Origin of the sequence: Virgibacillus oceani, assembly GCF_041521345.1 — a bacterium.
Taxonomy (GTDB): domain Bacteria; phylum Bacillota; class Bacilli; order Bacillales; family Amphibacillaceae; genus Virgibacillus_N; species Virgibacillus_N oceani_A.
Map to the genome: position 1 here is coordinate 22,712 of NZ_JBGOHB010000034.1, position 22,561 is coordinate 45,272.

General features: G+C 39.5%; 20 protein-coding genes, 14 tRNA genes, 2 rRNA genes and 2 pseudogenes. 1 reads left to right on the top strand and 37 read right to left on the bottom strand.

Annotated features, from left to right (window positions below; genetic code table 11):
* Positions 1–235 precede the first annotated feature (235 nt).
* Positions 236–1,420 (bottom strand): DUF4317 domain-containing protein, encoded by a 1,185-nt coding sequence (locus tag ACDX78_RS19445; RefSeq protein WP_486029989.1) that lies wholly within the window; start codon positions 1,418–1,420, stop codon positions 236–238.
* 189 nt (positions 1,421–1,609) lie between these two features.
* A pseudogene (locus tag ACDX78_RS19450) lies at positions 1,610–2,115 on the bottom strand (TetR/AcrR family transcriptional regulator).
* A gap of 114 nt (positions 2,116–2,229) precedes the next feature.
* Here ACDX78_RS19450 and ACDX78_RS19455 point away from each other — a divergent pair.
* The gene (locus tag ACDX78_RS19455; protein WP_486029991.1) at positions 2,230–2,508 is read left to right on the top strand and encodes a hypothetical protein; all 279 of its coding nucleotides are present in this window, start codon (positions 2,230–2,232) and stop codon (positions 2,506–2,508) included.
* An 82-nt stretch (positions 2,509–2,590) separates the two neighbouring features.
* On the opposite strand, the gene ACDX78_RS19460 is transcribed toward ACDX78_RS19455, so the two are convergent.
* The 35 genes and pseudogenes from ACDX78_RS19460 to ACDX78_RS19630 form a co-directional block, all read right to left on the bottom strand.
* Positions 2,591–2,722, bottom strand: a complete 132-nt coding sequence (locus ACDX78_RS19460; protein ID WP_486029993.1) for a YuzL family protein — start codon at positions 2,720–2,722, stop codon at positions 2,591–2,593.
* A 108-nt stretch (positions 2,723–2,830) separates the two neighbouring features.
* Positions 2,831–3,589, bottom strand: a complete 759-nt coding sequence (locus ACDX78_RS19465; protein ID WP_486029995.1) for an acyl-[acyl-carrier-protein] thioesterase — start codon at positions 3,587–3,589, stop codon at positions 2,831–2,833.
* 314 nt (positions 3,590–3,903) lie between these two features.
* Positions 3,904–4,371 (bottom strand): acyl-CoA thioesterase, encoded by a 468-nt coding sequence (locus ACDX78_RS19470; protein ID WP_486029996.1) that lies wholly within the window; start codon positions 4,369–4,371, stop codon positions 3,904–3,906.
* 23 nt (positions 4,372–4,394) lie between these two features.
* Positions 4,395–6,134, bottom strand: coding sequence for a class I adenylate-forming enzyme family protein (locus tag ACDX78_RS19475; protein ID WP_486029998.1), 1,740 nt, complete (start codon positions 6,132–6,134; stop codon positions 4,395–4,397).
* Between the two features lie 24 nt (positions 6,135–6,158).
* Positions 6,159–7,400 carry a beta-ketoacyl-ACP synthase II gene (gene fabF, locus ACDX78_RS19480; protein ID WP_486030000.1) on the bottom strand — a complete coding sequence of 414 codons (1,242 nt, stop codon included), beginning with the start codon at positions 7,398–7,400 and terminating at the stop codon, positions 6,159–6,161.
* Positions 7,401–7,585: 185 nt separating this feature from the next.
* Positions 7,586–8,134, bottom strand: coding sequence for an NADPH-dependent FMN reductase (locus ACDX78_RS19485; RefSeq protein ID WP_486030002.1), 549 nt, complete (start codon positions 8,132–8,134; stop codon positions 7,586–7,588).
* 716 nt (positions 8,135–8,850) lie between these two features.
* A complete protein-coding gene (locus tag ACDX78_RS19490) occupies positions 8,851–9,924 on the bottom strand; it encodes a M20 family metallopeptidase (protein ID WP_486030004.1) in 1,074 nt (357 codons plus the stop codon).
* A 1-nt stretch (position 9,925) separates the two neighbouring features.
* A complete protein-coding gene (locus ACDX78_RS19495) occupies positions 9,926–10,996 on the bottom strand; it encodes an ATP-grasp domain-containing protein (protein ID WP_486030006.1) in 1,071 nt (356 codons plus the stop codon).
* Positions 10,997–11,858: 862 nt separating this feature from the next.
* A complete protein-coding gene (locus ACDX78_RS19500) occupies positions 11,859–12,314 on the bottom strand; it encodes an SRPBCC family protein (RefSeq protein ID WP_486030008.1) in 456 nt (151 codons plus the stop codon).
* Positions 12,315–12,987: 673 nt separating this feature from the next.
* Complete coding sequence (locus tag ACDX78_RS19505; RefSeq protein WP_486030010.1) at positions 12,988–13,839, bottom strand: DegV family protein; 852 nt, start codon at positions 13,837–13,839, stop codon at positions 12,988–12,990.
* 911 nt (positions 13,840–14,750) lie between these two features.
* Positions 14,751–15,254 carry a GyrI-like domain-containing protein gene (locus tag ACDX78_RS19510; protein WP_486030012.1) on the bottom strand — a complete coding sequence of 168 codons (504 nt, stop codon included), beginning with the start codon at positions 15,252–15,254 and terminating at the stop codon, positions 14,751–14,753.
* 69 nt (positions 15,255–15,323) lie between these two features.
* Complete coding sequence (locus ACDX78_RS19515) at positions 15,324–15,797, bottom strand: DinB family protein (protein ID WP_486030014.1); 474 nt, start codon at positions 15,795–15,797, stop codon at positions 15,324–15,326.
* A gap of 60 nt (positions 15,798–15,857) precedes the next feature.
* Positions 15,858–16,223, bottom strand: coding sequence for a VOC family protein (locus ACDX78_RS19520; RefSeq protein WP_486030016.1), 366 nt, complete (start codon positions 16,221–16,223; stop codon positions 15,858–15,860).
* Positions 16,224–16,311: 88 nt separating this feature from the next.
* Entirely contained in the window at positions 16,312–16,695 is a 384-nt protein-coding gene (locus ACDX78_RS19525) for a VOC family protein (RefSeq protein ID WP_486030018.1), read from the bottom strand.
* 578 nt (positions 16,696–17,273) lie between these two features.
* A pseudogene (locus ACDX78_RS19530) lies at positions 17,274–17,714 on the bottom strand (DUF429 domain-containing protein); the annotation flags it as partial.
* Between the two features lie 21 nt (positions 17,715–17,735).
* On the bottom strand, positions 17,736–17,933 hold the full coding sequence (locus ACDX78_RS19535) for a hypothetical protein (RefSeq protein ID WP_486030020.1): 198 nt from the start codon (positions 17,931–17,933) through the stop codon (positions 17,736–17,738).
* Positions 17,934–17,950: 17 nt separating this feature from the next.
* Complete coding sequence (locus ACDX78_RS19540; RefSeq protein ID WP_486030022.1) at positions 17,951–18,601, bottom strand: YdeI/OmpD-associated family protein; 651 nt, start codon at positions 18,599–18,601, stop codon at positions 17,951–17,953.
* Positions 18,602–19,638: 1,037 nt separating this feature from the next.
* Positions 19,639–19,953: a nucleotidyltransferase domain-containing protein gene (locus tag ACDX78_RS19545; protein ID WP_486030024.1), complete on the bottom strand. Its 315-nt coding sequence runs from the start codon at positions 19,951–19,953 to the stop codon at positions 19,639–19,641.
* 1 nt (position 19,954) lies between these two features.
* Positions 19,955–20,356 carry a nucleotidyltransferase substrate binding protein gene (locus tag ACDX78_RS19550; protein ID WP_486030025.1) on the bottom strand — a complete coding sequence of 134 codons (402 nt, stop codon included), beginning with the start codon at positions 20,354–20,356 and terminating at the stop codon, positions 19,955–19,957.
* 348 nt (positions 20,357–20,704) lie between these two features.
* Positions 20,705–20,788: transfer RNA gene (locus tag ACDX78_RS19555), tRNA-Leu, on the bottom strand.
* A gap of 4 nt (positions 20,789–20,792) precedes the next feature.
* Positions 20,793–20,866 (bottom strand) — tRNA-Cys (locus ACDX78_RS19560).
* Between the two features lie 14 nt (positions 20,867–20,880).
* A tRNA-Gly gene (locus tag ACDX78_RS19565) sits at positions 20,881–20,952 on the bottom strand.
* Positions 20,953–20,958: 6 nt separating this feature from the next.
* A tRNA-Gln gene (locus tag ACDX78_RS19570) sits at positions 20,959–21,030 on the bottom strand.
* 20 nt (positions 21,031–21,050) lie between these two features.
* A tRNA-His gene (locus ACDX78_RS19575) sits at positions 21,051–21,123 on the bottom strand.
* A 12-nt stretch (positions 21,124–21,135) separates the two neighbouring features.
* Positions 21,136–21,209: transfer RNA gene (locus tag ACDX78_RS19580), tRNA-Trp, on the bottom strand.
* Positions 21,210–21,225: 16 nt separating this feature from the next.
* Positions 21,226–21,310, bottom strand: a tRNA-Tyr gene (locus ACDX78_RS19585).
* A 20-nt stretch (positions 21,311–21,330) separates the two neighbouring features.
* Positions 21,331–21,406: transfer RNA gene (locus ACDX78_RS19590), tRNA-Phe, on the bottom strand.
* A gap of 34 nt (positions 21,407–21,440) precedes the next feature.
* Positions 21,441–21,517 (bottom strand) — tRNA-Asp (locus tag ACDX78_RS19595).
* 73 nt (positions 21,518–21,590) lie between these two features.
* Positions 21,591–21,667, bottom strand: a tRNA-Met gene (locus ACDX78_RS19600).
* Between the two features lie 32 nt (positions 21,668–21,699).
* A tRNA-Val gene (locus ACDX78_RS19605) sits at positions 21,700–21,775 on the bottom strand.
* Positions 21,776–21,779: 4 nt separating this feature from the next.
* Positions 21,780–21,854, bottom strand: a tRNA-Glu gene (locus ACDX78_RS19610).
* A gap of 11 nt (positions 21,855–21,865) precedes the next feature.
* Positions 21,866–21,956: transfer RNA gene (locus ACDX78_RS19615), tRNA-Ser, on the bottom strand.
* Between the two features lie 3 nt (positions 21,957–21,959).
* Positions 21,960–22,034 (bottom strand) — tRNA-Asn (locus ACDX78_RS19620).
* Positions 22,035–22,045: 11 nt separating this feature from the next.
* Positions 22,046–22,161, bottom strand: a 5S ribosomal RNA gene (gene rrf / locus ACDX78_RS19625).
* A gap of 211 nt (positions 22,162–22,372) precedes the next feature.
* A 23S ribosomal RNA gene (locus tag ACDX78_RS19630) occupies positions 22,373–22,561 on the bottom strand; the annotation flags it as partial.

The following is a 22,561-nucleotide window of genomic DNA, read 5'->3' on the forward strand; positions in this document are numbered from 1 at the left end:
TTTTAGTTCATCCCTGGAGTATTTCTGCATATCAAAAAATATTAATCGTCTTGATGCATATAAATCAACTTTTTAATTATACCAATTAATTTTATCATTACTTATGGATGAATATCCACATTTAGAGGTAACAACACAATAAGAAACAAAATTAATTCGACATTATTCGAGCTTTTTCGGGAAATGGCAAGTCTTTACGATGGGACGAGCATTTAGCGCAGTCCCAGGCACCATCCTACTCCTCTACTTTATTAAACAAAGCTTCTGGGATCATCTCAAAGCCTTCTATCTCTGCATTTTCCTCCACTTCCAGCATGAGGCATAGCTTTCCGTTCAATTCGACCTGGCGCACATATCTTAAATCTTGCGGGCTCACGGAAATATCCGCTATTTTTGTTTTAATTTTAATGGACTTGGAATTGTATTTTGGTATGATGTTATTTGCTTTAAACTCATATTTTTCATCATCAATCACCGTCTTAAATGCTTCCTCCACTTTTTCTGTATCAACATCCTCTACCCCGCTGCTTTTTAATACCTTTTCCACATCTCTGTAGTCAAGTCTTGGTGTATCTTCCTCTTCTTCATTTTCTTCCATGACCTGATGAATTTCTTCATACACATTCGAAAGGGTAGATGTATTGATCTGATCTCCGGTCACTTTTTTCACAATTTCCTCAAAAACAATTTTGTCCTCATGCGCTGTCATGATTTCTTCCGCATTTAATACTTCTTCCATGAAATGATAACTTGGTTCATTTGCCTTCCCAGCCGAATAAAGCACGTGGTTAACATCCGCAGTATTTTCAGTGAAACTCGGGAACAAAAACCCAGAAATGGGAGCTTTCAAGTTGATTATCGGATCTACGACAAAGTTATATTTAAATTCTTTCTCCACATAATCGAAAAGCAGCTCCTTTTTCGGATCCTGTGTTTTATTCATGCTGCAGAGAATAAACGAATGGGAATTCACCGTATCCCGTTCACTTTCATCGGACGTCTCACTTCGGCGTTTCATCGGTTTCATGTACTCTCCCCGAATAAAAGTGACAACCACATCCATTTCGTATTGCTTTTCTTTCAGCATTTTTTCTACCATCTGAAGCATATGCGCTTTCCATTCTTCTGAGTCATTGCTTAATAGACCCCGATGAAGAATAAGCTGACTGTTATCTTCCACATCACGCTGGAATTTCAATTCAAACAACTTTTGATCGAGCTGTCCGGTCAGTATTTTCTTGAAGTTATCCATAAATAGCTCTTTCTGTTCCTCTTCCATCAGCTCAAACGGTGAACTTTCCTGATGATAAATATCGCTTGATTCTTTCATTATGTATACATTGAAGATTTCATGTATTTTCAGCAGATCGTTGTTTATTTTGAATTGTTTCTTTATATTTGCAATGTCTTTTTTGTTCAATGTATTCCTCTCCTAAGTCAATTTCTGGATGTACTATATACATTCTATTATTCTAACATAGATTAAGTGCCTGTCACTTCCCGGTTTTTGTTGACATTTGTGGAAAGGGCAGAGGGACAGATCTTTACGGTGGGACGAGCATTTAGCGCATTCCCAGGCACCATGTCCGTGTTACTATTGAACGGGTCTTTAAAATTCAATCCCATGCTTTATAAAAGGGATAACTGATTTGATAAATTCCTCTGGGTACATTTCACTGTTACTTTTTCTCCATTCTACGGACGCTCCATAGATCCCCCAGCTTAACATGGTTGCCGTAAGATTAATGTTTTTTCATCCTTAACGGGACGTTTTTTTGATAACATTTAAAAAAAAATAACTTGAAGTTGTTTCCTGATGATTCTGGCAATCGTATCCTCGTATCCCCGGTGACAGCGATGTGATAAGGATGTTTGAAAATCGGCTATCGCTTTGAATATGCTGACGAAATCTTCGTCGTCTAATTCATTTTTTTCAAATGTATCGCCATCCAGATTAATTAATAACACTTCCGATAATGCCCGCTCCAACAGGTCATATATATCTTGAAGATGATAATAAAACGTGGCACAGTTAATCACTGCCTTTGATGTAATATCTTTTATGGTTATATCCCTGAACTCCTTCTCTTCTGAAAGGTCGATAAAAGCATCCATGATTAATTTGCGTGTACGCAGAATTCGGGGATCCGTTTTTGGCTCACTCCTGTGAGAAATCCCTCCTACTTTTTTCAACAATTTACTCAATGTGTTGTATAAACAACATATCCAATGAACTATTGGTGTGGATTATTTTCAAAGTATACTACAGAATACTATGTCTTCTCCGGCTTGACTCAAGTTTTAAATAGAGAAGAGCCAAAAGCCAAAGAACAGCCTCCCCTATCAAACTTGCTTGAAAAAGAAAAACTTCTTTTCGCCAAGGAAATTGAAGTAATGTATGATGTGAAAGAAACGGACCTTTCCGCTCTTGTTGAGGAACAATTAGCAGCGGGAACTTATGAAGAAAAAGAATTACTCGGGGAGAAATATGTAACAACAGCAAATTAATATTTTAAATGATGGCCCATAAATAAGGCTGGTGTTCCGGTCCAAAATTATTTCCCGGACACCTGCCTATTACATATCAAATTTACGTGCGTTTTTTCCATTTCCGTGAAGAATCAGCTTTTTTCTTACCAGTTTCTCTGTTTGTTGTCCCCTGTCCTTCTGTTTCAGGAGAGCTCATGCCATTTGTTAATGGATTTGCTTTTCGTTTAGCCACACTATTCACCTCCAAAAATAGTATGGCTTGAAAAGCTGATTTTACTACAACTATACGCTTATTGCCTTTCCTTTAGTTCCACATTCATTAACGTATAGTGCATCCTATTTATTCTGCCTCAACAACCTCAGCCATCGCCTTAAAAACGGTTCTGCTGCTATTTTCATTCATGCCTTCTATATAATATCGGTTTTCATCCCTTTTCGATGTATCCTTATATAAAACAATCGTCTCCCCCGGAAGCACCTCATTGACAAAGTTTACTTCCAGACTTTTTACACTCGATTTCATATGGGCTTCGATCGGAAAACAATCCAGCATAAAATCAACGTATTTTGTGTTATTCAGGTGGCCGTTAAAATCCACGTCACTATAGCCAATCATGCGCTTGTATGCAGTCTCCAGTGGACCATTCTTTCTCAGTCTGCCCAACTTACCGTCAATTGCTCTTTCTTCTATATTGTCAGGATATGTAAGCCCTATTGACTCGGTTCGTTTCAGCTTCCGTTCTTCTAGATCCATAACCACCCAGGAAGAAATAGCACGGATGATGACATCTCCATTTTGATCCTTCACCAGGAAATCTCGTTCAAATTCCAGACGCTTCGGCTCCAACGGCCACGTTTCGATAACAATTTCCTCTCCCCATTTCGGGAGCCTTGTAATATCCACTCGAATTCGCATAATGATCCACGCCACACCATGGGATGCTTGAAGCTTATTTATCCCAGCACCCAAATTGACTGCTGCATCACTGGCAGCATCCTGAAAATAGCTGAATAACGTACTCAATTTCAGTTTCTTTTCAAAATCTACATCACTTAGATCTACATGGTACCTCTTTTTAAACAAAGTTACCGGCTCCATCTTTCTACGTCCTTCCTTAATCATAATATCATCATTATAACGTATTTTATCGGTTCAACAACATCGAAAAATGCCTGCTCCCTCCCAGATAAAATCCATTTAACTTTTCATCATGAAAATGAGAGCCGGCAGAAAATAAAGGCTCTCATTTTTATATCCTTATATATTCAAAAACCGTCCTAAGCTGTGTGCTTCTTAATTAACCCTGCAAAAATACACCAAAGGGCTGCAGGAATAGCTCTACATCCTCACTCCTGGTCTTTCCCGCTATCATCCTGTATTTCCGGTGAGTTGGCAGGGTATGTTTCAGGCTATTATACCCCGGTATTTTGCACAATCGTATAAATTTCTGGGTTCACTTTATTGATCCTAACCGGTTTCCATTTCCGATCTACCCACATATGCTTCGTTAAACCTTTCGCAAGTAGCTCCCCAAAAGGCTGATCGGCTTGTCCGTCCCAGATTTGACTGAAATCCCCTTCGCTAATTTTTCTCGTTTCATATTCAAATTCAAGCCGTATCGGCGAATAGTTCGCTATCCTGGTAAAAACAGCAACACAATCATCAAACCTGGCTGATTCCTTATAATTAACATTTACATCCGCAACCGGCAGTAGTAAACCTGCTTCTTCCAGCTGATGATAAGCCATGCCAAAATGGCGCATCCATTCCGTCCGGCCGACTTCAAACCAGATGATATAATTTCCGTGATGCACCACGCCCATTTGATCTGTGTCCTTATACTGGACGCGCATTAGTTTTTGGTGCCAGGCACCTGACATGTTCATCCCCTCTTCCATTTGCATCAATCTTTTTTACCTGAAAGCTTTTCTTTTGCGACTTCCTCCAGGCGGAACTTCTGTACTTTTCCAGTGCTTGTCATTGGCCACTCCGAAGCATCGATAAACCAGACATGCCGGGGCCTTTTGAAACGGGCCAAACGCTCCGAGCACCAGTCAATAATCTCTTTCCGCGTGCAAGTCTCACCCTGTTTCAGTTCAATAAAAGCGGCACCTATTTCCGTTGTCATGGCGTCCGGCACCCCAATTACATTGACTTGGCTCACTGCCATATGCTCGGAAATAACAATTTCCACTTCGCGAGGGGATACCAGTTCACCGGATACCTTATACATTTCCTTGCTTCTCCCGAGAACCTGCAGATATCCGTTTTCATCAATTCTTCCCACATCGCCTGTGCGCAGCCATCCGTCTTTATCAATCGTTTTTGCAGTTTCATCAGGCTTTTTATAATACCCATGGGTCACCGTTACACCTCTCACCACTAGTTCCCCAACCCCCCCGGCAGGCAAATCTTCCCCTGTATCCCGGTCAATGGTTTTATATTGCACGGCACTGTGATTGAATTCCGGCAGACCGCTGGCACCATTCAGTTTCGGACGTCCGACCCTGGAGGAAATCCGTTCCAGCGAATCGCCAATCTCGGTAGTAACACCGGATGATGCCACTTCCGTCTGGCCATATCCAGTGATGATTTCAGTTAAGCCAAGTATATCCACAGCCTGTTGCCATACAGGAACCGGCGCCGGTGCAGCACCGCACCACATGGCGAAAAGACTGGATAAATCAAATTCGGATACTTTCGGGTGATTCAGTAATGGCACCAGGGTGGAAGGAACACAAAGGTAATCATTTGCCTTGTGCTTTTCCATTAATTGCAGTGACTGCAGCGGGGAAGCACCAAGTGCAGAGATAAACGATCCGCCCACAAAGGACATGGCAAAAATTGCTTCGATAATGGCAAAGCAATGATAAAACGGCAGCGGCGCAAACGTTACCCGTCCGTCTTCAATTGCCCGGCTCAAACAGGTGCCATACCCGCTGCGCAGAAGCATATCATCTGTCAGCATGACCCCTTTTGGGCTGCCTGTGGAACCCGAAGTATACATAATAATTGCCACTTCATCCGGATAACAGGATTCATTCCATCTTTGTTCCAAATCGCTGTCTGACACAAATTCCGCTTTTTTCATAAAATCATTCCATGTGAAAAAATGGTCATCGACAGAAGCTTCTAGTTCATTTTCCAGGCAGATAACTTGTTTCAAATTGCTGTTATACTGAAAATCCGGTTCCTTCATCAATTCTGAAACCACTTCACCATGCCTATTATCTTTTACCTTTTGCTGAAGCAGCAGATACCTGGTATCTGACTGGGAAAGAATATATTTCAATTCCGCTTTCTTCAGCATGCCATTGATTGGGATAAACACGCCTCCAACGATAGAAGACGCAATCATCAATGACGGAAATGTCGCATCATTATTCATTAAAACTGCGATATGCTCTCTCCGTTTTACACCAAGCTTTATAAATGCCTTCGCATATTGTATTGCCCTGTCCAAAATTTCCCCGTAAGTCAATGCTTCATCATCTATGAACATATATGGTCTGTCTTTATATTGGCGGCAAACTTGGTAGAAATGTCCGGCAATCGTATCACGCGGCCATTCCGGAAAACGTGCCTCCAGTGCTTTTCTTCTTTCTTCTACGCTTTGATTCATGTTGTTTGCAGTAGCAGTCATTTTTCTCCTCCCAATAGCTCCATGTCATGTTTTATTTTTAGTTTTTTTAAAAGCAACGACGGCATTATGGCCGCCAAAGCCAAAACCGTTGGATAAAGCAACATCAATGCTGCCATCCATTGCTTTATTCGCAACATAATCCAGATCACATTCCGGATCAGGGTTTTCCAGATTAATTGTTGGTGGAAACACATTTTCTGCCATACTTTTCAGGGTAATAATTGCCTCTACTCCTCCTGCCGCGCCAAACATATGACCCGTCATGGATTTTGTTGAACTCACCTTTAATGCGCTGGCGTGTTCTCCAAAAACTTCTTTAATCGCTTTTGTTTCAGAAATGTCTCCCGTTGGTGTGCTTGTCCCGTGAGCGTTAATATAATCCACATCTTCCGGCCGGGCCCCTGCCCGTTCAATAGCCAGGTTCATCGCTTTTACAGCTCCCCAGTAATCCGGGGCAGTAATATGATGTGCATCGGTCGTGCTTCCATAACCGGTGATTTCACCAAGGATATTGGCTCCGCGCTGTTTTGCATGTTCATATTCTTCCAGGAACAATACACCAGCGCCTTCTGACATGACAAAACCGTCCCGGTCCGCGTCAAATGGACGTGAAGCTGTCCCCGGTGTATCATTTCTCGTTGACATGGCACGCATTTTAGAAAAACCGGCAAAATAAAGCGGTGTAATGGTCGCCTCTGCTCCCCCAGCCAGGATTGCATCCGCATAACCATGTGCTATATTCAAATAAGCTTCACCAATGGCGTGATTACTCGTCGCACAAGCGGACACCGTGGCAAGGCTTGGTCCGCGAAATCCGGTTTTAATGGAAACCAAACCCGAAACCATATTATTAATGGACATCGGAATCAGGAAAGGGGATACCCTTTTTGCCCCTTTCTCCAGCATCGTTTTATGGTTGTTTAACAATGTTTCTATTCCCCCGGCCCCTGAACCGATATAAACACCGGCCCTGTCCTTATCCAGTGTATCCAGATTGATTTCTGACTGTTCCAATGCCTGGACGGCTGCAGCAAACCCATATTGGGTAAACAAATCGTACCTTTTTGTCTCTTTGGCATCCAGGTAATTTTCCCCTTGAAAGTTTTCTACCTTGCCGGCGATCTGTGTATTGATATCCTGATATTCCGCTGATTCCAGACGCTTTATGCCCGATTTTCCCTGTTTTATATTGTTCCAAAGGGTTGTCACATCATTTCCCAAAGGAGAAACGGCCCCCATGCCTGTTACTGCCACTCTTCGTTTCAAACTGATTCTCCCTTCGATGTTACGGTTTTTATGTATAAGTGTTAGATTTATATACTTGTATTTTAACATATTTAGAAGTAAATATTAGTCAACGTGCACGACAAGCATATAGCAAAAACCGGCAGAAATACAGTTTTTCACTGTAATGCTGCCGGCCATTCAAATTGCATGTATATTGTTTTTTCTTATTCTTGATGCTTCTTGATCAATTCCATAAAGGCATCCACAAAGGATTGCAGGAATTGAACCGTACCCTCGTTATTAATGTTGCCGTTGTCATCAAGTAATTCCGGAGAATTAGCAAGGTATGCTTCCGGCTGCTGGACCACAGGCATATTCAGGAATGTGAGTGACTGACGCAAATGATGGTTTGCACCAAAGCCGCTTAAGTTACTGATCGATTGGCTGATGATTGCAGCGGGTTTTCCATCCCACACACTTTCCCCATAAGGACGGGAACCGACGTCCAATGCATTTTTCAGTACACCGGGCACGGAGCGGTTATACTCAGGTGTTACAAATAAAATGGCATCCATTCCCTGTATGGTGCTACGGAATTCTTTATATTCTTCCGGAGAATTCCCGTCATATTCCTCATTATATAAAGAAAGATTGCCGATGGTTACAAATTCCGTCTCATACCCATCCGGGAATAACGTTGCTACATTTTTTGCAATTTTTTTCGAAAACGATTCTTTTCTCAAACTGCCAACTACAATACCTACTTTTGTCATTTACATCATCCTTTTTTCCTTTTTTGGTTTCCTTTCTAGGTTTTCCCTAATATCATGAATAAATAACTATTATTAAGACAACACTTTTCATTGATTTACTATTTTTCACTACCAAAGAACAGACCGACAAAAGTAAAAGTGACCTTCCATCCACAAAAGAGTTTTCATATCTCAAATAATAAAGAGAGAACAGCGATACAGAAGACAACAGAAGGAGAAAAGGGGAAACGAGTGATATTACTGCATTTGACACTTAGTTTGTGGTGTATAACAGCAAAAATCCCAAGGAATTTTCCAATGGGATTTTCTGATTATCTTAGTAATATCGAAATTGATCCATTTCTTCTTCGATTAATTCAACTGGTTCTTTACCAACAGACTTACAGTACTTGTTCATATCTCGAATTCGAATTCTTGGTGGTTGGCTGTCAGGATGTACGTGTTTCCCATTAGGTATGAATTTGTTCATCTCATCAGGTTAATGCAATTGCTTCGGAGTTATTTTAGGAGCTTAGTAACAGGAGACTTAACACTTGCGGGAATTCATATTAAAAGGCTGCCATAAAGACAGCCTGGACAAAAAAATATAACATTATTTACTTCACTTTTTCATATATATTTTTTCTGAAATTAACCTCTGGAAAGTATTCCAATAGAATTTTCGTTCAGCATATTAACTGAGGGAAGAAAGCAGAGCCTGCCTTCCTACTTCCATCTTACCCCCTGCCATAGTTTTCCACAAAATCTTCCAGCACTTTCTGATAATCTCGAACAGAATCTACATAAACAAGTTCTTCGTCGCCGTGCCAGTCATATCCGACAGGCCCAAATTCTACCGCAGACCCACCGTATTCGGTAAAGTACTGTCCGTCGTTGGAGCCATGCTGTCCAAAGATATTTACTCTTTCAAGATCAGTTTCATTTTTGACCGATGTTGCCAAAGCCTTTACATACGGGTTATCTTCCTTGGTTCTGACCGGCCCCTTGCTTTGTTGGATCTTCACATCTCCATCAGTAACCTCATCAATTTGTTCCACGATGTCATCAGGAGATTGATTTGGCAAATACCTGATATCCAGTGACATTTCACACCGCTCAGGCACCTTATTATATACCGTTCCAGCTTTTATTTTAGCCAGATTAATAGATGGCTTTTCAAACATGGACGAGGACTCTTCCGCAAAAGGGAGTTTAAGAATCCGCTCAAAGAGTTTATACGCATTCGTTATTGCGTTAACCCCTTCCCACGGACGACTGCCATGTGCCGGTTTACCACGAATATTGAAATCCAGCTGCAGTACACCTTTTGACTGAATGGCGATCCCCATATGAGTCGGTTCACCACAGATGATAAAATCACCCAAGTAGCCCTTCTCCGTTAAATATTTGGTGCCATGGTTTCCGCCTGTTTCCTCGTCAGGGACGATTTGCAGCATAACTTTTGTGGATAGGTCACTATCCTTCAGCTGAGCTACTGTCTCCATCATGGAAGCAACCCCGGCTTTCATATCAACAGACCCTCGGCCATACATTTTTCCATCTTTAGCGTAAGGCTCAAATTGACTTGCCTCTCCTTCAATCACATCAATATGACCGTTCAAAACGATCGTGTCTTCCCCTTTGCCAATCTCGCAAACTAACATACTGTAGCCTTCGTTTTCCAATTTTTTTACGGATAGACCCCGGTCTTTCAGCCTTTCTTCACAATAATCCATCGCTTTATTTATTCCCGGTTTTTTGGAACTATCTATTTCTATCAACTTTTCCATAAGTGGGATTGGATCACCCATGTTAACCCTCCTGTCGATCTAGTAATGCTTTATTAATATCCTTCACTTTCTGCAGATTTATAGGAACTACCACATCATGACGGGCTAATTCGATGTCTGAATCCTGTGTCAGCCAATCTTCTTTCACCTCTATGCCAGCCGTCAGGGCAATAATTGCAGCTGGAATATTAGCACCTGCATTATGGGTAAAAGAATAACCTCCCCCAAAACGAGGGTTAATATCAATCACGTAATAATTCATCCCATCGTAATAAACATCAGCGTTCATATAACCTGCATGTCCCAGATTTTCACCTGTTCTTTCAGCAATGGCTTGCAATTCAGGTTCATTCACTGTAATAGTACGATCCACATCCCCGCCCCGCATAGCCAATTGCTTTCGAACAAAGGAAGCTAGATGGTTTCCTTCCAGATCATTGAACATATCAACACTGAATTTATCACCTTCAATTACTTCCTGTATGATCACATTGTCTTCCGGTTTTTTGTAGGTGGCATCATTTAAGGATGTTTCTATAATTTCCTTCACAGCATGGTCATAAGCAACTTTCATCCCCTTTACACTATGGACGAATTCAATTCCAATAGAAGCAGACCCGTTCCGTGGCTTTACAATTAGTGGAAAGGACACTTCTTTATCATAGAGTGCCTTCTTCGCATCTTCTACGTTAATATACGAAAGAGGAGCCATCACATCAAAACTTTTTAAAAGCTCCCGATATTTCCCCTTATCCCTTACCTTATTAACAACAGGAAGGTCAGGCGCAAAAACAGAAATGCCTAACTGTTCAAGTTCATCCTTATGTGCAGATATTATTGGCACTTCCAAATCGTTCAAAGGAACAAGACAATCCACCTTTTGTTTCTTGCAAATTTCTAAAATCTCATCGATAAAACGTGGGTCTGTTTGATGCGGGATCACATAGCTTTCATCACCTGTCTGAAGAGATGGTGCATTTTGCTCAGGATCTGCTACAATTACCTTTCCTTTCGTGCCAACATTTCTTAGCGCATCGTTAAAAAAATCTACAAAGTCGATCCGTCTGGCACTAGATGTCAGTAATATATTCATGTTGATCCACCTCTTATCTGATTATTGTCTTTAATCGTTTATCAGGAAATTGTTGTGATTGAATGAAGGTTTTTTCTCTCCTACATCATAATTTTACCTTTCTTAACCAAAAGAAATTTCTTTAAGACGATAAAATATGTTTCATGCAATACTTGAGACTTGGATAATATACAATATCCTAAAAAAAGCAAATTAAAACTTCCTTCCCAAAGCGAACTGAAACTGATCGGATACTTTTCATACTAATTGATGGGGTGCGAGCAAGATAGCAGTCTAATAAAGGGGAATAAATTGAAACAGTATGCAAGACAGGGTGCAAGGAGTTTTTCAGCTGAAAATAAGAGCATATTTTGCAGAAATTAATAGAAAAAAACAGACTACGTAAAAAGTAAGTCTGTTTGAATAAGTGGAGGCAGTTTCCTGCTTTAGGCATATTTTTTAATGATGATATTTTTAATCAAGTCGACAAACGTATGAATGAATGATTACAGATAATAAAGCGTATCTTCATCATTCATATTATTCACCTTTACCTTCAGTGCCGTGTATCTCTATATTACTTACCGCTAATTCAGGCTTTTCGACCTTTAATTTTAATAAATACCTTCTGGGACGTTTTCAAAAATAGCAGTCCAATTTTTTTCTGCCTCATTTGATTTTAAATCTTCTGGTTCCCCTAATAATCCTTCATTCACCTCCACAATAGACCAGATAATGGAGATGTAAATACACTGACTACTTTTGAGGCCTCCACAATTATGATTCAGTATAGAGGTTTAAGAGATTGTACGCTTTTCAATGTCTAAATTACTTCTGATCCTTTCCATCTTTTCAGCGCCAAACCGGTATGTAATCTGTATCTTTATCCATTTTCCAAATAATCCTTTAATGCCTCCAAATCTTTTGCGGAGGATTTTTTAAAGGATCCAGCCAGCAGCTTTCCAAATAACTTTGCCAAGCCAGTAATCTCTTTCATCTCGCCATTCAAGGTGATTTCAGCAGATTCACCAGTAGTTTTGATTCTATATGTAAAAATATATTCTCCATTTCCCGCAGTGCTTTTTGTTCCGTCACAGCGAAGCACAATTTTTTCCGGTTGATGCAGCTCCACCGCCTCAAAATGTTCAGTAGCCTCTTTTCCAAATACCTGTCTTCTTTCCTTCCACTCACTGCCAGGTTGGATTGGATCATTATCTTCTCGCTCTATTCGAACTAATCCCTGCTTCCAATGATGAGCAGCGTCAAGATCCAGTAAACTCTCAAATGCTTTTTCTTTGGACACCCGAATCGTTTGTTTCACTTCGAAATGAATACTCACCTCGATTCCTCCCTACTTTAACAAATTAGGTTATTTACATCATGTAGTTGGTCAGATTGAGCAAAATACAAAATAAAGTTTCTTGATTAGACTATTTTTCGTAATAATTGTGTTTTTTCCATTAACAACAATAATCATAAGGATGGATTGGCAGTTTGGCTGTGTATATCCATTTAGGTGTGAATGTACAGTCACTCCAATGCCAGGCACCTAAGGCAGCTGTAAAATCATCAATTGAATAGCTTTGTTATGCCACTGTTTCCGGAACCCCGATTTGTTATTGTCGTTCAAACCATTTGAGAAGCACCTTTCTTACCTCTGTTTCCTGTTTTGTTTATATGTGAAAACACAATCCAATTCTTTTAAAGATAACCTTGAACCAATCACTGTCCCAGGGTGTCCTTCCACAATTGAAATTGGATGCTCTGAGGCTTGTGCTGTGATTTATACCATTCGATTAAAAGTCGGCGCCATAATTGAACCAGGTCTTATCCCGATTTCAACAATAAACTTTCTGAGTGAACGATCCCCTCCCGCATCTTCATAAGATCAAGGAACATCGATACCGATGACGATTTCATTAACCTGAGATTGTGCTCCAAATCTATTATTCTCCCCTCTTATTTCTGCCTACAATGAACTTTCAACAATTACTTAACAAAGTAGAAGTGACCTATCTTTCTAATCCAGCAACTCCGAATCCGCCGGGTCCCGCGTGAGTGGAGATCATAGCACCGGCTTGCATCCAGTTGATATTTTTAAATCCATTTCCCTTTGCGATCTCTGTCATTCTATCCTTAATCTTTTCATCGAGGCCAATAGAATACATTAAATAAAGTTGACCTTTATCAATGTCGTATTGATTTAAGTATTCTATCATAAGTTTTTCTGTAACAGCACTCATTTTCCCGCGGTATTTTTTAGTAGACAGGAGCTTTCCATCCTTTAACTCAATGCACGGCTTGATTTTTAACAAAGCACCTCCGAGAAAAGCTAGATTGCTAACCCTTCCGCCCGCTTTTAAAAACTCTAAACTTCCAGGCACAAATGCTAGTCTGGATTTAGGAATGATCGATTCAATTTTTTTTGTTAAACTTTCGGGTTCAATTGCAGGTTCTTTCTCTAATAAGTCAGCCGCATACAACACAATCGCCCCTAATCCCCCTGTAACATTCAAAGCGTCAATCAGAATAATATCATCCAATTCTTCCGTCGCAATGATCGCATTTTGAAAGGAAGAAGATGCTTTTGACGTATAACCAATATGTATAATGACGCAATTAGGATAATCCATTTTTATTTTCCTAAAAAAATGCTCATATTCATGGGCATTGGTCGCTGTTGTAGAAGGGATCTTTTTCGTTCGTTCATAATAATCATAAATATCCGCTACTGGTATGGAACCATCCAAATAATCCTTACCATTCATAATAACGTGCATCGGAATCACTTGAACACCATGTTTATCAGCTACCTCTTGTGGTAAATCCGCTCCACTCTCCGTTGTTAAAATAATTCGCCTCATTATATGTCCCCTTTCGTATTCCCACTATGCTCGTTCTTGAGTATTAATACATATTCTAACTATACATTAAAAAGTAAAGTTTTACAGATTTTTTTAGAATCTTATTTTTCCTTAGAAGACTTGATTGTCACCAAGCTTTTAGGTAACAACCTAGTTGCTTATGCAGAAATTAAGTTTTTAATCCTTCTTAACTGGGTCAGTTTATAAATGCTTAAAGCAGTGATTAAACGAATTTTATGGGTTTACATCCATGTATTTTAATAGGCTAAATCCACATATAGTTCGGTTTAACCATTTGAGATTTGGATTCTGCATTGTATTCTTCAGGGGAATTGCCGTCATACTCCTCATTATAGGGCACCAAGGAAGGAATTTGTGATTATCCCTCATTAAGGAATCGGAACTTCTCAATTGCCCCGATTGAAAGCGCTAATTGTTTAGGTATTATTTTCACAGCTTGAAATGATTTTCACTCCATATGAGATGATAAACTGCCACGACATAGACGATATTTTATTCCAGCTTACACAACAGGCTAATTCAAACTTAAACCGGCAATACGAAAATCCTGAAACATTAATATTAAAGAAAGAAATGCTCGAAGAAATCCGTGATCTTCTTTTCTGCTTAACGAAGCGGGAAAGACAAGTCTTTGAAGCAAATTTCTTTCGGCAAATTTCTCCGGATGAGCTGACGGGACACGTAAGCCGAAACGTGCCCGCTAAGCCGATACATATGTGAGGAGTTCTGTGTTACTATAATTGAAATAACATGGGCAAAACAATAACTTCCTCTAACCCAAGTTATGTAAGTCACGCTCAAATATACGACTTTAATATTTATCGCTAATATGAACAGCATACAAAAAGACGAATTGCCGGATTTCACACTAGCACTCTTCCTTTTCTATTTTATTTTTTACTAGCAAGAGGAAACCACAGTTCAAAAACAGATTCAGGATCCTCATTACTTGTATAATCTTCTCCGTAAAATTCTAAACTGTGCGGATAAGGAAAGCTAAATCCTTCTATTTTTGGTGCCCATTCACTATGGAAATAATCATTAGCATCCCCGATCTCATCTATGACCCCTTGGTAGGTTAAAACCGCGTATTCAAAACGAGGAATCTTCGCAGTTATCATGCCGCTTGGCAGTTCAGATGGAGATTCATTAACCTCCGTGCAGGCCATATATTTAAAAGGTTCACCCGGTTTCCAGCCATCTTGAAATCTTATCAAACCATAACATTGACTTGGTACAACATGGCTGATTTCTGAATATCTATCATTAAATTTATCCCATAGTTTTGCGATTACGTTTTCTGAAGGCTGTTCGTTATTAGGCAGCCAATCAATCTCTAAACCAACCACTTTAAAAGCCTCTTTTGCTGCTATTCTTTTATTTATAATCCCCATATAAAACTTCCACCTTCTTTATACTTTTTTAAAATCCCTTAACCGATACCAACCGTCCCCACGCCAAGACTAGTCAACATTTCGAATACACTTTTTAATATCGTTGATTGCTTGTATATGCATTCCTTCATGAAATGCCGTTCGAACCAGCACTTGCTCAATTGTTGTATAATGCTCCATATCCGTCGGCGGAAACATTTCTTCCAATTGGTGGGAGTAGTGCTTTTTTATCTCTTTTATTTGGTTTCCAAGCATATCTTTCAGCTCCGGGTATGAAGGTGTTTCCGTTGTAAAATTTGCAGGCGTTGTTCCAAATCCGAACCACTCATTGAATGTTTTCATCGTTTCATCCTTTTGTCTAGTGACCCCTAAAATCCATAAGTATTGATCAAGATAAGTATGTCCCATATTCCATCGGATATTATTTTTAAAACCTTTCGGCACTATTTCTGCGTCTTCTGCCGTTACATCCTCTAGAACATCCAGCAAATATTTTCGGTACGTTTCCAATGACTTAAATAATGCTTCTTGCCTCTCATTCATATCATATTCCCCCTTGTAATTGATTCGTCTATATCACCTGTGCTATCTCCATCTGGTGATTTATTTCATTTCTTCACAAAACAAAATTTTATTTCCTTCACTGTCTAGTACTTCAAAAAATTTCACATCCTCTCCCCCTTCAATTTCTGTAAGAATATGGACATGTTTCTGTTTCAAAAATTCATACGTTTCTTCTATATTATCGCTGTCAAACATAAAAAGGTGGTTGGCACTTGGCATTAACTTATCACGGTGAATACTATCCAAGATGAGGCTCGTTTTCCCTAATGGTATGGAATAGATCGTTTTCATATCAGGTGTTGCCGTCTGCATAAATTCATCGTCTTCCGTCAAGCCTAAAATTTCCCTGTACCATTTTACAAAAACTCCACCTATACTTTGCCTTACTGGACTATTCGTTTTCATCTAATTGTTTCACCTTCTTTTTTAGTTAAGTAATTCTTTCTAATAACGAATTGAAATTTGTGTACCTTCCAAAGAACAGTATCTCTTTCTACCGACAAACCATAATATGGTTTCCATCAGGGTCTTTAAATACAAACCATTGATTGTTTTCCACTTCCGTTACCAAGTCTGCACCCATCATTTTCATATATTCATAGGAAGCATAAATATCTTCTGTTCTAAACATAAATGCTGGTGCTTGGTATGATGCTGTCCCCCCTTCATTATTACCGCTCCACCTTGGCATTTCATCTAAAATGACATCAACCCCTTCCATTGGCAAAACGTATAAATGACCAAATTCAACTTTGCCGCTTTCAGGAATACCAAGCATTTTACAGTACCATGTCTTTGCTTTTTCTACATTCTTGACTGGTATGAAAACACCGCCTACTTCCCTTTGAATTGGACTATCTTTCACCTTTTTAGCCATCGCTTTTATCTTTCCTTTCTATGATTTATTGCACTATTATATAAGATGCCAGGAGAACATTTTTTCTTACAGTATTTTTAAAAGTAACTATTTTATTAGAAAAAATTTCACGTATAAACAACCCTATCATTAGTCAGCAGATATTCGTCAGGACATAAAATAACGCTTACAAAATAAATACCGGGTACAAATAGAACAGATTTAGACAAAAGAATGGATAAATTGTTAAAGGAATTCCCCCCCCTCATTGACTATATTGAAGATTATTTGACTGACGACATCCCACCCGAAAACATCGCTGAATACGCCGAGGTTACCGATTATCAGTTCAGAAAGTTATTCTTTTACTTGCAGAGATGACGCTGAATCAATACATTAAGAACTGATTTTTGTTGAAAGCTAAGCAAGGAATGATTGCGCGGATTAACGGATCTTGCTTTTAAGTATCGTTACCAGTCATTGAACGACTTTACCAGAGCCTTCAAAGAATGGATGCTTGTTCAAAAAAAATAAACAATTAACCGGAATAAGTTGTCAGGATAATACGTCTTTCCAGTGCCTGACACTTATTTTTTCCACTAACAGCAAAAATCATAAGGATGTAACGGCGGATTTGCAGCATACCTCCATTTTGGTGAAAAATCAGGATCTCCCCAATGCCAGGCACCCAAAGCCGTTGCACAAGCATCAATAGAATGATTCTCTTCAGCAACTGTTTCTGGAATTCCGATAACCTGTTGCTGCTCCAGCCATCTTAGAAGCGCCTTCCTCATTTCCAAGTCATGTTTATATGTTAAAACATAATCCATTTCCATGGAAGATAACCTTGAACCGATCACTGCACCAGGGTGCACCTCTACAATTGAAATTGGGTACCGTGATGCTTGTGTGTCGATTTCTCTAGTGAGCTTAATTCCTCTTAATGTTAAATATACCATTCGATGTAAAGTAGGAGGCATGATCGATCCGGGTTTCATCCCAATTTGAACAATAAATTTTCTTAATGCACGATCCGATTCCCTGTCCCCTCCTCCATCTTCTTAGGACAAAGGAGCATCAAGGCCGATGACGACTTCATCTATTTGAGATTGGGCCGAAATCTCTTTTAAAATTTCTTCATCTGTCAAATAACTTCTGCACTTGACAAAGCTCAATTGTTTTTTTGTTACTTCAAACACCATAAGTGCTGTATCCTTGTGGTTACTCGGTCCTGATAAATCAATTCCTATAACTCGCATTGAACCCTACTTTCCTATTATTTCTTACCCAAACGATATAAATCAATGGATTTATATCCGAGGGAAAGGACCTCAATCATTTGTGCCTGTCGTTTGTCACGTGTTTTCTGCTGTTTAGCTGAAAAGATATAACGGGCCCAATCCTTTTGATAACCCGGTGTTAATTTCTGATAAAATTTTAATTCATCGGGATGGTCTGCCAGCAGCTGTTCTATATCTATCACCTTATTCTCATAATCTGCTACAGACTGGCTGGCAGCCTCAGACTTTTTCACTTTCTTTTTTTCACGCTTCAAACCAACAACAGTGAATACATCATCCATGCTGACCATGCGCGAAAATTTCACCTCACTGTTTCCAATATATCCATCTTTCGCTACTTTCATCGCCGGAAAAATATCATCCCTGTGCACGTAAGTATCATATCGTTTGTTCCCTTTTTTAGGGTAGGCAAAAAACAGATATCCTTTTTCAAGCAATAGATCTTCATTGATAATACGCTCGGTATAACCGACCATTTCTTCTGCCTTTTCAACAAAAATAAAGATAGCATCATGTTCTTTGGATAATGATGTATTAAATCCGTTAAATACATCATAATCACCTGGTTCATTTAAAACAGCTGCATTTTTATACTTCCTGAGTTTTAACTTATCAATAATTGTCATCCTAATCTCCTTTGTTTATTTTACTATCATTTCATTTCCGGCTCTACTTTCTCCACCCTGCAGTTTACTCCAGTCGTTATTTGCCAGGGACCACTTTTCTTATATCGCTATATGTTAGTGAAACTCTCTTCAAGTTATCTTCACACAAAGGGTTCACTGTTACCGTTACCTACATGGAGCATTTTTACTGATAATCCATCTTCCATGGAAACATCCAAAACGAATGAGGCTTCTCATCTTTATCAATCCTCTGAATAAGCCTTTAATGCCTCTAAATCTTTTACACAGGATTTTTTTTAAGAACCAACAATCAGCTTACCAAGTAATTTTGCCAGGCCAGTAACCTCTTTAATCTCGCCATGAAGTGTAATTTCTGTGTGTTCCCCTGATGAAGAAATGGCACTATACTATTGATATGATGAGCAAGTTTTTGTAAAAGATTGAAAGTTACGATGCGGAAATCTATTTCCTATCCATCATCCTGCACCTTTAACAAAAGATGTATATGGTAATTTTTTTTCATTGTTGAAGACAGGTGCTTTATTAACCAGGAAGCATAAAGGGGTAACAAAGATAATTGCTGCAGAAATTTCCTCTCTTTTTAAACGTGAGTTAACTGAAGAGGATTTGGACATAATCACGTACTTTGTGAATGCATATGCGTTACATGGCATCATTGTATGGATCACCCACCCTAAAATATATGCATGAACCTCATTTAAAGCAATAAAATACATAGCCCGTTAGGATCTTCTTATTAAAAAGTGGGGCGCTGACTAACATGGATATTCGAAGTATATATAGATAGTTTTATTCTCTATTATACATTAGATCCATATTTGAATGAAACATTACCCAAACCTAAAAACAGCAAAAAAGCAAAAACATTAAAGTTATGTCCTTACTTTTTAAGATAATAATATTTTATTATAACATTGATACTGTGGAACCAAACAACATTTTATACACACAAGTTAACTATGTCCTTCTGTTATAACAGAGAATAATAAAGAAACCTATTACTCACCAAAACTTTCCTAGTTCCCTGAGTTAGATTCATAAATTATTTTACCTTTACTATCAATATGATTTATTAAATTCATATTAGAGACAGCCTCATAGTGAATGAGATCAAAAAAGTACGGTAAAGGATACTCTTCGTTTAGTAAATCAGATAACTTATATAAGGTATTTGGAGTAATATCCTTTCCTTTTATTGCAAGATCCACATCAGATCCTCTTTTGTAATTACCCATTGCTCGACTTCCATAAATAATCCCACATTCTATTTCATTAAACTTCGCAAGGGCAACCTTTATATACCGCAAATCACTTTCAATTAGTCCATACATATTATCTTTCCTTTAATAATTTTTCATATAAGTTTCTAAGTATAGGTAAAAATTGTTGCTTTATTTCTTTCACCAACTTTTCTGCTAGAACTTGATCATAAGTACGGGTTGTTAAATTCCGCTTAGATAGTGCATCCATCCATAGGTGTCCATCTTCAATAATCTCAGACTGAAACGCTTGTTTAATAGATTCTCTAGGACTTTTAGCAACATAACCCTCTGCCTCTAAATAATCCTTCAATACCTTCCAAGCTAATTCAAAACTTGTCTCAAAAAATTGAATAATACCTGCTCGTTCTAATTCAGTTGATATTGGTTCTATCGAGTATTTTTCTAGGAGTTTAAAAGATCTTTCAAAGTTTTCAAATCTTTGCTTCCAACGAACATCCTTCATTTCGTCCATATTTTCACTCCTAATTATTATCTATATTTAATACACTTTAGCAAATGTACCTCAATAAAAGGATTATAAATGTGGTACATATCATTAAGATATATACCTTGTCAGAATATAAGCAGCTGCCTCTGCAAAGTCTGACTGTTTGATTATATTATACATCATACACTAATTCTGACGAAACAATCCATTTTTCATATTTATTTTAGAATACTTGGTATCGCCAAGCCTTAGTTACACTTATGCAGGTAAGAAGTTTTATACTTATCTGCATACAAAAAAAGAGACAGGGAATTATACCATGTCTCCTTTCTTATGATAATAATCTTTAATTAGGTTTGTGTTTAGATAAAATACCGGTGGTCGGGGTCGAACCGACACTCCCGTGAAGGAACGGGATTTTGAGTCCCGCGCGTCTGCCAATTCCGCCACACCGGCATATTGGAGGCGGTAACCGGATTTGAACCGGTGGTAAAGGTTTTGCAGACCTCTGCCTTACCACTTGGCTATACCGCCATACAAAAACAGAGAGCGGAAGACGGGATTCGAACCCGCGACCCCCACCTTGGCAAGGTGGTGTTCTACCACTGAACTACTTCCGCAATTAGCTGGGCCACTAGGATTCGAACCTAGGATACACGGGATCAAAACCCGATGCCTTACCGCTTGGCTATGGCCCAATATTTATATATAAGAAAGGGGCGACCGGTGGGGATTGAACCCACGTATGCCGGAGCCACAATCCGGTGCGTTAACCACTTCGCCACGACCGCCATATAAAGAAATGGCAGGGGTAGTAGGAATCGAACCCACATCAAAGGTTTTGGAGACCTTCGTTTTACCATTAAACTATACCCCTACTTTTAAATATTGAATGGTGGAGGGGGAGAGATTCGAACTCCCGAACCCTGAGGGAGCGGATTTACAGTCCGCCGCGTTTAGCCACTTCGCTACCCCTCCATAACAAAAACACAATAAAATGGTGGCTCGGGACGGAATCGAACCGCCGACACACGGATTTTCAGTCCGTTGCTCTACCGACTGAGCTACCGAGCCGTATTATATTGTATAAAAATAATAATTTATATAGTGGCGGTCCGGACGGGACTCGAACCCGCGACCTCCTGCGTGACAGGCAGGCATTCTAACCAACTGAACTACCGGACCTTATTACATTCCAAAGTACTACTGATTTCCAACTAGCATTGAAACCTATTCGCCGTAGTGAGCTGGAATATTTTGGTTGCGGGGATAGGATTTGAACCTATGACCTTTGGGTTATGAGCCCAACGAGCTACCAGACTGCTCCACCCCGCGGTGTAAAGAAATATTTTATTGAAACTCTTGAATGGTGGAGGATGCAGGGCTCGAACCTGCGACCCCTTGCTTGTAAGGCAAGTGCTCTCCCAGCTGAGCTAATCCTCCATGTTGGTGACCCGTACGGGATTCGAACCCGTGTTACCGCCGTGAAAGGGCGGTGTCTTAACCGCTTGACCAACGGGCCATATATATAAGTGGCGGAGAGCGAGGGATTCGAACCCTCGAGACCGGATAACGGCCTACACGATTTCCAATCGTGCTCCTTCAGCCACTCGGACAGCTCTCCATGTGGCTCCACAGGTAGGATTCGAACCTACGACCGATCGGTTAACAGCCGATTGCTCTACCACTGAGCTACTGTGGAAAGAATTTTTAGCCTGGCGGCGTCCTACTCTTGCAGGGGCAAGGCCCCAACTACCATCGGCGCTGGAGAGCTTAACTTCTGTGTTCGGCATGGGAACAGGTGTGACCTCTCCGCTATTGCTACCAGACCTAATGGATGAAAGTTATTTAACTTTTTATAATCCGATTGGAAAGTAATTAATTTTAACTGATTTTTCTACCTTCCAAATAGTTGCCTGCAATTTTAGTGACAACCATTATTATAATTGTTTTTTGTAAAAAATCAAGTAAAAATACATAAATATGTATGGTATTGTACCTTAAAAACTAGATAAGAGCAGAGAACGACATATTTTTTGTTTAGTTAAGTCCTCGATCTATTAGTATCCGTCAGCTCCACGTGTCACCACGCTTCCACACCAGACCTATCAACCTCATCGTCTCTGAGGGATCTTACTCATTTAAAATGATGGGAAGTATCATCTTGAGGGTGGCTTCATGCTTAGATGCTTTCAGCACTTATCCTTTCCACACGTAGCTACCCAGCTA